Here is a 12260-nt window from a genome sequence, read left to right as displayed (position 1 = left end):
CCGACGACGTCGTCGGCCCCGCACCGCAGCGAAAGGAACGCCATGACTGTCTACGCACGCCCCGGCACCGAGGGCGCGAAGGTCAGCTTCAAGCCCCGCTACGAGAACTTCATCGGCGGCCAGTGGGTCCCGCCCGTCAAGGGCGAGTACTTCGAGAACCCGTCCCCCGTGACCGGCGAGGTCTTCACCGAGGTCGCCCGCTCCACCGCCGAGGACATCGAGGTGGCGCTGGACGCCGCCCACGCCGCGGCGCCCGCCTGGGGGAAGACCTCGGTCGCCGAGCGTGCGGTGATGCTGGGCAGGATCGCCGACCGCATCGAGGAGAACCTCGAGCTGCTCGCCGTGGCCGAGACCTGGGACAACGGCAAACCGATCCGGGAGTGCCTGAACGCGGACCTGCCGCTGGCGGCGGACCACTTCCGCTACTTCGCCGGGGCGATCCGGGCGCAGGAGGGCGCGCTCTCCCAGCTCGACGACGACACCGTCGCCTACCACTTCCACGAGCCGCTCGGCGTGGTCGGGCAGATCATCCCCTGGAACTTCCCGCTCCTCATGGCCACCTGGAAGCTCGCCCCCGCGCTCGCGGCCGGCAACGCCGTGGTGCTCAAGCCCGCCGAGCAGACCCCGGCCTCGATCCTGGTGCTCGCCGAGCTGATCGGCGACCTGCTGCCGGACGGCGTGCTGAACATCGTGAACGGCTTCGGTGCCGAGGCCGGCAAACCGCTGGCCTCGAACAAGCGGATCGCGAAGATCGCCTTCACCGGTGAGACCACCACCGGCCGCCTGATCATGCAGTACGCCTCGCAGAACCTGATCCCGGTGAGCCTGGAGCTGGGCGGCAAGAGCCCGAACCTCTTCTTCGAGGACGTCGCCGCGCAGAAGGACAATTTCTACGACAAGGCCCTCGAGGGCTTCGCGATGTTCTCCCTGAACCAGGGCGAGGTGTGCACCTGCCCCTCGCGCGCGCTGGTGCAGGAGTCGATCTACGACGGCTTCGTCGCCGACGGCATCGCCCGGGTCGAGGCCACGACGCAGGGCGACCCGCTGGACACCGACACCATGATCGGGGCACAGGCCAGCAACGACCAGCTCGAGAAGATCCTCTCCTACCTCGACATCGGGAAGCAGGAGGGCGCGACGCTGCTCACCGGCGGCGAGCGCGCGGACCTCGGCGGGCACCTCTCCGGCGGGTACTACGTCACGCCCACGGTGTTCGAGGGAGACAACTCGATGCGGATCTTCCAGGAGGAGATCTTCGGCCCGGTGCTGGCCCTGACCCGCTTCAGCGACTACGACCAGGCGATCTCGATCGCCAACGACACCCTGTACGGGCTCGGCGCGGGCGTGTGGAGCCGGCAGCAGAACACCATCTATCGCGCCGGTCGGGCGATCCAGGCGGGCCGGGTCTGGGTGAACAACTACCACTCCTACCCGGCGCACTCCGCGTTCGGCGGGTACAAGTCCTCCGGCTTCGGCCGAGAGAACCACCTGATGATGCTCGACCACTACCAGCAGACCAAGAACCTGCTGGTCAGCTACTCGGAGAACAGGCTCGGCTTCTTCTGAGCCGCTGCAGCAGCAGCCGACGGGCGGGTCGGCCGGGGTTTCCCCGGTCGGCCCGCCCCGATCGCGACGGGGGCCTATCCTGGAGGTCAGAGCTCCCCACGACGCAGCACTCCTCGACCCCCTGCGCGATGACGCGCCCACCGACGGGAGATGATGACGATGCCCCACCTGCTCGATGTGCCCGGTATGAGCCGCTGGATCCAGCGCGATGGCACGGAGAACGTCCTGACCGCCCTGGTCCGGGTCCTCGAGGAGGATCTGCGCCGCTGGGATTCCTTCGAGAAGATGCCCCGCCTGGCCAGCCACACCCCGTACGGGGTGGTCGAGCTGATGCCGATCACCGACGGGGAGCTGTACGCGTTCAAGTACGTCAACGGCCACCCGCTGAACCCGGCCCGCGGACTGCAGACGGTCACCGCCTTCGGGGTGCTCGCCGATATGGACAACGGCTACCCGATCTTCTTCGCGGAGATGACCCTGCTGACCGCGCTGCGCACCGCGGCGCTGTCCGCGCTCGCGGCCCGGGAGCTCGCCCGTTCCGGCGCCCGGGTGCACGCCCTGCTGGGCGCGGGATCACAGGCGGAGTTCCAGGCCCTCGCGTTCCGGGCCGTGCTGGGGATCGATCAGCTGCGGGTGTTCGACGTGGACGCGTCGACGATGGAGAAGGTGCGGCGCAACCTCGAGCCGCTGGGCTTCACCGTGCACCTGGCAGGGTCTGTCGAGGACGCGATCGCCGGGGCCGACGTGATCACCACCTGCACCGCCGACAAGACCCGGGCCGCCGTGCTGCGCCGCGACCAGGTGCCCCCCGGCGCGCACCTGAATGCGATCGGCGGCGACTGCCCGGGCAAGACCGAACTGGACCCGGCGATCCTCGAGGCGGCGCGAGTGGTGGTGGAGTACGCCCCGCAGACCCGTCTCGAGGGCGAGATCCAGCAGCTGCCCGCGGATTTCGAGGTCACCGAGCTGTGGGAGGTGATCACCGGGGAGGCCGCCGGCCGTACTGACGATGCGGAGATCACCGTCTTCGACTCCGTCGGCTTCGCTCTGGCGGACTTCTCCGCGCTGCGCTGCGCCCAGGAGGCGACGCAGGACTCCGAGCTGCTGAGCTGGATCGATGTGATCGCCGATCCGGATGATCCCAAGGATCTGTTCTCGCTGCTCGCCTCGCCACCGGCACCGGGCTGAACGTCGCGAGGCCCGGCCCTCTCGGGGCCGGGCCTCGCCGGGTCAGGCGTGAGCGGTCAGGACGTCGGCGGGGTGCCCTCGCTGCTTCCGGACTTCTCGGTGTCCCGGGCGTCCCCGCGCTGCTGACGGTTGAAGAGACCGCGGGTGCGCGTGAGGCGGTAGTCGATCCGGTCGTCGACCAGATCGGTGATCTCCCCGGTCGACGGGTGGTCGTGGCCGAACTCGTCGGAGACGTAGGCGGTCACCGTCCGCAGACGACGGATGCGGTCGTGCTCCTGGAGCACCGCCCGGTCCAGGCTCAGCGCCTTGACCAGCGCGACGGCCATCAGCAGCAGGATGATGCTGAACGGCAGCGCCGTGATCAGCGAACCGGCCTGCAGCGAGGTCAGCCCCCCGGAGAGCAGCAGCGCCGCGGCCAGCAGCCCCTCGAGCAGGGCCCACAGCACGCGGGACCAGATCGGCGGGTTGGGGTGGCCGCCGGAGGCGAGCATGTCCACCACCAGGGAGCCGGAGTCCGAGGAGGTGATGAAGAAGATCGCGACCAGGATGATCCCCAGCACCGAGAGCAGGCCGGTGGCCGGGAAGTTCTCGAAGATGCGGAACATCGACTCCTCAGCGGTGATGTCGCCCAGGTCGCCGGCGCCGAACCACTGGCGGTACAGGCCGTTGCCGCCCCAGATCGAGAACCAGAGCATGCCCACCAGGGTGGGGACCAGCAGCACGCCGGAGACGAACTGGCGCACGGTGCGCCCCTTGGAGATGCGCGCGATGAACACGCCCACGAAGGGCGCCCAGGCGATCCACCAGCCCCAGTAGAACAGGGTGTTGCCCGAGAACCAGGACTGCGCGTCCTCGGAGCGGGTGTAGGCGCCGACGTCCAGCGTCATCTGGAACACGTCCGCGAGGTAGATGCCCAGGGACTGCACGAAGTTCTGCATCAGGAACACCGTGGGCCCGAACACCAGGGCGGTGATGGCCAGCAGGCCTGCCAGCGTGAGGTTGCCGTTGGAGAGCCACTTGATCCCCACACCCACGCCGGAGATCACGGAGAAGGTGGCCAGGAACGTGATCACGACGATGATGATCATCAGGGTCGTGTTGGAGGCGGAGCCGACCAGGCCGACGACCTCGAGCCCGGCCCCGATCTGCTGCGCGCCCAGGCCCAGTGAGGTCGCGATGCCGAAGACGGTGCCGAAGATGGCGAGGACGTCGATGACGTCGCCGAGGGTGCCCTTGACCCGCTCGCCGAAGAGCGGCTCGAGAGCCCAGCGGATGGAGACCGGGCGGCCACGGCGGTGCACCGCGTAGGCCAGGGCCAGGCCGATGACGGCGTAGGCGGCCCAGGGGTGCAGGCCCCAGTGGACGAAGGTCTGCGCCATGGCCTTCCCGGACAGCTCCACGCCCTCGCCGGTCCAGCCGGGCTTCGCGTTGCCGGTGGTGTAGCCGAGGGGCTCGGCCACGCCGTAGAACACGAGGCCCACACCCATGCCCGCGGAGAACAGCATCGCGAACCAGGACAGCAGTCCGAACTCGGGCTTGTCCGTGTCGCGTCCCAGCCGGATGGAGCCCCAGGGGGATACTGCCACGGCGATCGCGAAGACCACGAAGAGGCCGATCGCGAGCATGTAGAACCAGCCGAGGTTCGCGGTGATCCAGTTCTGGGTGCCGCCCATCGCGTCGCTGGCCACCTGCGGGAAGATGATCGTCAGCACGGCGAAGACCAGGATCACGATCAGCGAGGGCCAGAACACCGCCGGCGCGATCGTGCCCCTGCCGATGCGGGCGCCCTGCCGGCGGAGCTTCTCGGTGATCTGCTCGTCGCTGTCGGAATCGGCGATCTGCTGGTCGCGCGGCAGATGCACGGTCCTCGGGAGGTGGTCGGGCCAGGCTGCCGGGTGCGACTCGTCCCCGGCGCCCTCGCGCGGCTCGGTCGTTCCTGGGGAACTCATAGTGGGATTCCTTCCGGATGTCGATGAGACTCTCAGTCGTCCCACAGTGTGCTACATGCACCAGGATGTCAGACAAACGGATGGGGCGTACAGGTGGTCCGTCCCTCAGTGCGCGGCGTCCGACGCGCCGAGCTCCGTCGGCTCCGGGGCCGTCACCTCCGTGCCCGGGGCCGGTCCCAGCAGGTTCATCGCGTGGTAGATCACCAGGGCGGAGACGGTGCCCAGGGCGATGCCGGTCAGGGTGATGCCGTCGAACGTCCAGGTGACGTCCGCGATGCCGACCACCAGTGCGACGCCGGCGGTGAACTGGTTCTTCGGGCGGGAGAAGTCGACGCGGCCGTCCACCCACATGCGCACGCCGACGATGCCGATCAGTCCGTAGAGGACGAAGGTGACCCCGCCCAGCACGCCCGGCGGGACGGTGAAGATGGCGGCGCCGACCTTCGGGGAGAGCGACAGTCCGATCGCGACGACCCCCGCCACCCAGTACGCGGCGGTGGAGTAGACGCGGGTGGCGCTCATGACGCCGATGTTCTCGCCGTAGGTGGTGGTCGGCGAGCCGCCGAAGCCGGCCGAGAGCGCCGTGGCCAGTCCGTCGGAGGCCAGGGTGCGCCCCACCATGTGGTCGAGGTTGCGGCCGGTCATCAGTCCCACGCTGGTCACGTGGCCGACGTTCTCGGCCAGCAGCACCACCACCACCGGGAGGAACATCGGCAGCAGCCCGAGGTGGAACTCGGGGTGGTGGAACTCGGGCAGCCCGAACCAGGCGGCCTCGGCCACCGGGGTGAAGTCGACCTCGCCCCGCAGCACCGCTGCGATATAGCCGACGAGCACGCCCAGCAGCACCGAGACCCGGCCCAGCAGCCCCGTGAACAGGGCCGTGCACAGCACCACCGCGCCCAGGGTGATGGTCGCGGTGACCGCGGACTGCTGGAAGTTCTCGTACGCCGTCGGGGCGAGGTTGAAGCCGATCAGGGCCACGATCGAGCCCATCACCACCGGTGGCATCAGCGCCCCGATCCATCGGGTGCCGATCCTCGTGACCAGCAGCCCCAGCAGCGCCAGCAGGACGCCGGTGATCATCACGCCGCCGAGCGCGGCGCCCATCGACTCCGCGGCGGTGGACGCGGTGATCGGGGCGATGAAGGCGAAGGAGGAGCCCAGGTAGCTGGGCACCGTGTTCCGGGTGATGGTCAGGAACAGCAGGGTGCCGATGCCCGAGAACAGCAGGGTGGTCGAGGGCGGGAAGCCGGTCAGCAGCGGCACCAGGAAGGTGGCACCGAACATGGCGACCACGTGCTGGGCGCCGATGCCGATGGTCAGCGGCCAGGCCAGCCGCTGCTCAGGCAGGACGATGGCATCGGGGGCGATGGTGCGGCCGTCGCCGTGCAGGGTCCAGCGGAACATGGTTCTCCAGGGGTCAGGAGCGGCGAGCGGCGACCCGGGCTCAGCGGCCGGGGAAGGTCTTCCGCTGCGCGGTCTCCGCGGTGATGTCGGGGACGCGGTCGAGCAGGGAGGGCGAGCCGCCGTCCCGGGCCCGGAAGTCGGCGAACATCCGGGTGACGTCCGGGGAGCCGAACTCGTCGCGCACCGGGGCGGGCACCGTGAGCATCAGCGCCACGGCGAGCCCGATCGCCAGGGCCGTCCCCCCGGTGACCAGTCCCGCTCCGGCGGCCATCGCCAGCGAGTTCACGATCACGTCGAGGAAGCCCACGACCACCAGGATCAGTCCGGCGACCACGCCGCTGGCCCGGGCGCTCACGGCCGGACGGGACAGCAGCGAGGTGCGGCCGAACAGGGAGACGACCACGAAGCAGACGCAGACCACGGCATCGATGAGATGGAGGGCGGGGCTGCCGGGCGCCCGCCCGCCGAGGGCGGCGATCGCGGCCAGCAGGTGCCACAGCACCGCGGCGGCGTGCATGAGCGCGCTGAACTCGAAGGCCCGCACGCAGTAGACCAGCCAGTCGGTGCGACGGAAGGACACCGGCATGCTGCGCACGAAGGAGCGGGAGATCATCAGGCCGAAGGCCGCCACCAGGAACGGCAGGTAGACGAAGCCGGAGGCGAAGCTCAAGGGCGCCGCGAACTGGAGCTCGAGCGTGTTGTCGGCGAGTGCGGCGATCACCAGGGCGGCCACCACCGCCGTGGACAGCACGTACCAGGAGCGTTCCCGGCGCAGCGCGGAGACCAGCACGATCCCCAGCAGCAGGGCGGAGATCACGGTGTTCGCGAAGGCGATCAGGGAGTACGGCCAGCCGGTCGTGAAGATCCGCCCCACGATCATCACCAGGGCGATCAGCAGGGCCACGGCGGCGGCGATCCCCACCCCGATGAGCAGCGAGCGGGCCGCCCGACGCGCCGGGGCCTGCGGGACATAGCCCTCGTGCGCGCGCGGCTCGATGCCGAGGACCGCCCCGAGCAGGAGCAGGGAGACGCCGATCCCGATCCCGAGGGGCGGCCCCTCGGGCAGGGACGCGAACAGTTTCGGCAGCGAGAGCACCAGGTCGGCCACGACCACGGTGACGGCGGCGGCCAGGGCCGGCAGCATGCCGATGATCCGCAGCAGGCGCACCGCGGGCAGCGCCGGCGCCCGGGGGACCCAGCGCAGCACGTGCACGAGCAGCAGGGCGAGCAGCGCCCCGCCGATCGCGAGCTTCCCCAGCAGCTCCAGCAGCGGGCTGTGGGCGAGGGTGAAGGTGGTGGTCAGGGCGGCGGCCAGGCAGATCAGGGCGGCCACATCACGCAGCGCGTCGAAGACGCCGAGCTCCGTGAAGCGGTCGGGGAGCACGAACCCGTTCCACGGGATCTCGTCCCCGTCCTCCCGGTTCGGAGTGGTGCCGGACCGGGCGTAGGAGACCGCTCCCGGCCGGACCAGCGGCGCGACCAGCGCCTCGTCGTCGACGGGGTCGCCGTCGGGGCCGAGCAGCGGGATCGCACCGGTCGCGGCGGCGGGCTCGGCAGCGGGAGCCTGCAGATCCAGGCCGCTGAGGTCCACGGTCTCGTTCTCTCCCGGGGGCCTCACCGGGTCCACCCCGCGCCGGGCGAGCAGCGGTGTGGCGTAGCGATCGAACTCGGCCCGGTCCGGCAGGCGATCGGTGGGCAGGTTGTGAGGATCGTCCGCGGCGAAGATCCAATCGGCGCCCCCGGGGTCGTCCTCGTGCCGCTCCCTGTCCATCGACCTTCTCTCCTGCTGGTGGGCGCCCACGGGCCGTTCGGGTCCGCCTCTCTCGTGCGGACGTGCGTCTTGCATCTTAAGGACGTGCCGTCCGCCGGAACCGTCGGCGCGCCGGGGACCGGCGAGCGGATGCGCCGGGGTCGGGCTACAGGTGCAGGCGCGTGGCCAGCTCGTGGCGCACCGCGCCGCCGCGCAGCGTCAGCAGCAGCACCACCACGGCGAGGCTGAGGGCGCCGCAGATCACCGAGGGCAGCGCCACCCCCACCCATCCCAGCGACAGGAACACGATCGGGGTCAGCCCCAGCAGCACCGTCAACCCGCTGTAGACGACGTAGTCGGCCAGCTCCATCCGGATCAGCCGCACCGTGATCAGCAGGCCGACGATCGAGGCGGCACAGAGGATCGGCACCACATAGGTCAGCGACCAGGCGGACCACTGGGTGAGAAAGTCCCAGTACACGCTCACCCCGCCTGCGGCCAGCACCAGGTAGACGATGAACTTCGCGAGGTTCCGGCGTTTGCTCACCGCCATCAGCACCACCAGCCAGGTCGCCACGATCCCCAGCCACACGGTGCGCAGCGCCCCGAGGCTCTCCGCGTCGTGGCGGAACAGCAGCTGCGCGAGGAAGGACAGCGCGATCACACCCAGGGAGGTGAGCGTCAGCACACGCAGCACCCGGCGTCGGGAGAAGCGCAGCGGCACCGCGGGGTACGGGCTGGGCTCCGGCTGCCCGCCCGGCTCCGCGCCGTGCAGGACGCTGTCGCACAGGGGGCAGCGCTCCCAGTCGCCCTCGACCCGGAGGTCGCAGTCGGTGCAGGTCCTCATGGGTCCACCCCCGCGAGCTCCTCCTCGGTGGTCCGGGCGGCGGCGAGGGAGACCTCGACCCCGGCGGCGGTGAGCAGCCGTGCGTACTCCCGCACGTGGGCGGTCTCCACGAACGGCGAGGTGAAGCCGAGGGTGAGCTGCCCGTCGTGGGAGATCGCGCAGAACTGGGGGCGCACCGCGGAGACGTGGAACTGCATCCGGCCCACGTGCGCCTGGGCCGTATCGGGCAGCGTGACCCGGCCCAGGTTGGAGATCGCGACCGTCAGCGAGCGGTTGTTCGCGCGGTTGACCAGGCTCAGCAGGACGTCCTTGACCGGCCTGGGCACGATCCGGGCCAGCGGCCAGCGCTCCACCCGGAGCAGGCGATGGAGCCGGCGCTCGAGCGCCTCGGGGGTCGCCTCGGCGCTGAACGCCTCCTGCAGGCGCCGGGCGACCGCCCCTGGCGCGTCGTCGCCCTGGCCGAAGGTGTGCTCGACCCGGATGGTCGCGAAGAAGTTCCGCGCGGAGGTCGAGGGGAAGAACTGCCGCAGGTTCACCGGCACCGAGGCCGCCATGGTCGCGCCGGCATGCGCGCTCTCGTCGGTGCGGCGAATCGCCTCGAAGAACAGGGCGGTGAGATACATGGTCAGCGCCACGCCCTCGGCCTTCGCCAGTCCCAGCACGGGCGCGGCCGGCATGGAGAGCTCGAGGGCATGGGTGCGGTTGTCGGGGGTGCGGGTGCCGCGCACCCGATGGATCCGTCGACGGGGCGGGCGCGCGGACCGCGAGTCGCCCTCGCCCTCCTCGGACCACGCGTCCTCGGGATCGTCGGCCTCCTCCACGGTGAGCACCGCCGGGGCGGCCTCCCGGGTGAAGTCCTGCTCGTGCGAGGAGGGTTCGCGGCGCCGGCGCCGGCCGCGGAAGTAGTGGGCGAAGGAGTCCGTGGTCAGCTCATGCACCTCCTCGGCGGCCTGCGCGCCCGGATGGGTGCCGATCTGGGCCGGTGGCGGGTCGGGGCGCTCGCTCGCCCCCGGACGGACCCGCTCGGCGTCACCGCCGCCCGCCGGGACCTCGCCGGGGAAGCGGCGACGCATGTAGGCGCTCAGCAGATCGGTGAGGAACCACAGCGCCCCGGTGCCGTCGGAGAGGGCGTGGAACACCTCGAGCGAGACGCGCCGGCGATGATGGACCACCCGGAACAGCAGGGTGCGCCGATCCGCCTGGTAGAGCGGGGCGCAGACCTGCTCGGTCTCGGCCCTCACCGCGGGCTGCAGCTCGCTGTCCTGGAGGTAGTACCAGAACACGCCGCGGCGCAGCACCGCATGGTAGAGCGGGAAGCGCTCGAAGGACTCCTCGAGGGCCTCCTGCAGCAGCCCCGGATCGACCTCGTGATCGAGCTCGGCGCCGAGCCGGAACACCTTGGGGTCCACGTCGCTGCGCGCGGCGGGGAAGATGTTCGAGGCGTTGTCCAGACGCACCCAGTGGCGACGCTTCACGGAACGGCGCTCCCGGGCGGGCCGCCGTCGAGGAAGTCGTCGATCACCTCATAGGCGTCCTTCAGCGGGCGGGCGAAGCGGGGCAGGGCGATGAAGCCGTGCAGCGCGTTCTCGATACGGCGCAGCTGCACCCGATTGCCGGCCCCGGCGAGCGCCTGCGCGTAGGCCTCCCCCTCGTCGCACAGCAGATCGAGCTCGGCGGTGATCATCAGGGTGTCGGGCTGTCCGGTGAGGTCGGGGGCCATCAGCGGGGAGACCAGGCGGCTGCGGCGCAGCTCCGGATCCGGGACGTACAGATCGAAGTAGTCGCGCATCTCGGTGCTGGTCAGCCGGAAGTCCTCGCCGTGGCGGCGCACCGACTCGAAGGGCGAGGTCTCGGGATCATGGTCCCAATGGGTGACGGGGTAGAGCAGGATCTGCCGACTGGGCATGCGATGCCCCTGCTCACGCAGCAGCAGGGAGACGACCGCGGCCAGGTTGCCCCCGGCCGAGTCGCCCACCAGCACGATCTGGTCCGCCTCCGTCAGGCCGGCACGGCGCGGGTCCTCGAGCAAACGGCGCGCCGTGCCGTAGCAGTCCTCGAGCCCGGCCGGGAAGGGATGCTCGGGGGCGAGCCGGTAGTCGACCGACGCCACCCGGCAGCCCGTGAGCTCCGCCATGGTGGCGCAGGCGGGGGTGTAGCTCTCGATGTCGCCGGTGACCCAGCCGCCGCCGTGGAAGAACAGCAGCAGCTCCTCGCGCCGCTGCTCGCGCGGGGTGAACACCCGCACCGGCACGCGCCTGCCGTCCCCGCTGTCCGAGAAGGTGTCCCAGGTGGGCATCCGGTAGCGGGCGGTCGGCAGCGCGGCCAGCTGCCGCTGCATCCGGCGCACCCGGGCATAGTCCTCCCGCACGTCGAAGCGAGCGGCGGAGACCAGGCGCAGTGCCAGGCGCAGCAGCGGGTTCACCGCTGCCGGTCCGCGACGGCGAGGAGTGGGCGCATGCTGCCGAGGATAGTCGCCGTCCCTGGGTCCGCGATCAGTGCAGGGTGCGCTTCTCCCCGGCGAAGCGCAGGGCGGGCTCCGCGCCGCTGGTCCCCTCCCCCATCTCCACCACCGGGCCGATGAGCAGCCGATGGGTGGCGGCGTCCACCGCCTGCTCGACCCGGATCGCGAAATGGGCGAGAGCGCCGGCCAGGATCGCGTCCCCGTCCCCGGTGCGGGTCACCTGCAGGCCGTTGAGCATGCCCTGCAGGGGTGCTCCGGGGGTGCCGAAGCGGTCGGCGAGCGCCTGCTGCTCGGCGGTGAGCAGGGTGAGGCAGAAGTGCCCGGCCTCCTCCACCGCCTCGGCCGCGCGGGACATCCCGTACAGCGCGATGAGCATGGTGGGCGGGTCGTAGGAGAGGTCGAGGTAGGAGTCGACGGTGACGAGCAGGTCATGGGGCCCCTGCCGGGTGCTGGCCACGGCCACGCCCACCGCCAGCAGATCGCTGAGACGGCGGTACTCGTCCTGGTCGACGGGATCGGGCGGCGCCACCGCTCAGCGGACCGTCGGGAGCATCCGGGACCGGGCCGAGTCCGAGTCCATGACCTCCTTGCCGAAGGGGAAGCAGGTCACCGGGATCAGCTTGAGGTTCGCCCACGCCAGGGGGATGCCGATGATCGTGATGGCCTGGGCGAGGGCGGTGCCCACATGGCCCAGCGCCAGCCACCAGCCGGCGATCACGAACCAGAGCACGTTGCCCAGCGCGCTGCCCGCGCCGCCGCGGCCGGTGTCCACCACCTCGCGGCCGAAGGGCCAGATCACGAAGCCGGCGAGGCGGAAGGAGGCGACGCCGAAGGGGATCGTGACGATGAGGAGGCAGGCGATGACGCCGGCGAGCAGATAGCCCAGGAAGAGGGCCCAGCCGGCCGTGAGCAGCCAGATGAGGTTCAGGAGCAGCGAGAGCAGGGAACGCATGGCTCCAGCCTAAGCAGGACGCCCGGGTCCGGGGAGGGGGCTGTCCCCCGTCGTGCACGGTGGCTCACCGCCCCGGTCCACGTGCCGTCGGTCGCACTCGCTGCGTCCGGGCGGCCCCGGACGGGGTCCGAGCGCGCGTC

10 protein-coding genes are annotated in these 12260 nt (G+C 71.0%); 2 read left to right on the top strand and 8 right to left on the bottom strand.

Features of this window, described 5'->3' with window-relative positions:
• Window positions 1–42: 42 nt before the first annotated feature.
• Window positions 43–1566, top strand: a complete 1524-nt coding sequence (gene adh / locus ACHUEU_RS06190) for an aldehyde dehydrogenase (protein ID WP_394215036.1) — start codon at window positions 43–45, stop codon at window positions 1564–1566.
• 159 nt (window positions 1567–1725) lie between these two features.
• Window positions 1726–2754: an ornithine cyclodeaminase gene (locus tag ACHUEU_RS06185; protein WP_394215161.1), complete on the top strand. Its 1029-nt coding sequence runs from the start codon at window positions 1726–1728 to the stop codon at window positions 2752–2754.
• Between the two features lie 56 nt (window positions 2755–2810).
• Here ACHUEU_RS06185 and ACHUEU_RS06180 read toward each other — a convergent pair whose 3' ends face one another.
• From ACHUEU_RS06180 to ACHUEU_RS06145, 8 genes are all read right to left on the bottom strand, one after another.
• Window positions 2811–4703, bottom strand: coding sequence for a BCCT family transporter (locus ACHUEU_RS06180; protein ID WP_394215035.1), 1893 nt, complete (start codon window positions 4701–4703; stop codon window positions 2811–2813).
• A gap of 105 nt (window positions 4704–4808) precedes the next feature.
• Window positions 4809–6110 (bottom strand): uracil-xanthine permease family protein, encoded by a 1302-nt coding sequence (locus ACHUEU_RS06175; protein ID WP_394215034.1) that lies wholly within the window; start codon window positions 6108–6110, stop codon window positions 4809–4811.
• 40 nt (window positions 6111–6150) lie between these two features.
• A complete protein-coding gene (locus tag ACHUEU_RS06170) occupies window positions 6151–7881 on the bottom strand; it encodes a DUF7937 domain-containing protein (RefSeq protein ID WP_394215033.1) in 1731 nt (576 codons plus the stop codon).
• A 145-nt stretch (window positions 7882–8026) separates the two neighbouring features.
• Window positions 8027–8707, bottom strand: a complete 681-nt coding sequence (locus ACHUEU_RS06165; RefSeq protein ID WP_394215032.1) for a DUF6320 domain-containing protein — start codon at window positions 8705–8707, stop codon at window positions 8027–8029.
• Window positions 8704–10182, bottom strand: a complete 1479-nt coding sequence (locus ACHUEU_RS06160) for an alcohol acetyltransferase (RefSeq protein ID WP_394215031.1) — start codon at window positions 10180–10182, stop codon at window positions 8704–8706. The genes ACHUEU_RS06165 and ACHUEU_RS06160 overlap by 4 nt, the downstream gene beginning before the upstream one ends.
• Window positions 10179–11129: an alpha/beta hydrolase gene (locus ACHUEU_RS06155; RefSeq protein ID WP_394215030.1), complete on the bottom strand. Its 951-nt coding sequence runs from the start codon at window positions 11127–11129 to the stop codon at window positions 10179–10181. The genes ACHUEU_RS06160 and ACHUEU_RS06155 overlap by 4 nt, the downstream gene beginning before the upstream one ends.
• Before the next feature lie 70 nt (window positions 11130–11199).
• Window positions 11200–11697: a flavin reductase family protein gene (locus ACHUEU_RS06150; protein ID WP_394215029.1), complete on the bottom strand. Its 498-nt coding sequence runs from the start codon at window positions 11695–11697 to the stop codon at window positions 11200–11202.
• Between the two features lie 3 nt (window positions 11698–11700).
• Window positions 11701–12120, bottom strand: coding sequence for a YccF domain-containing protein (locus tag ACHUEU_RS06145; protein ID WP_394215028.1), 420 nt, complete (start codon window positions 12118–12120; stop codon window positions 11701–11703).
• Window positions 12121–12260 lie beyond the last annotated feature (140 nt).

It is taken from the genome of Brachybacterium vulturis (assembly GCF_043641765.1).
Taxonomy (GTDB): domain Bacteria; phylum Actinomycetota; class Actinomycetes; order Actinomycetales; family Dermabacteraceae; genus Brachybacterium; species Brachybacterium vulturis_A.
Note: the sequence above shows the minus strand (reverse complement) of the source record. Positions and strands in the feature narration are given on the sequence as shown.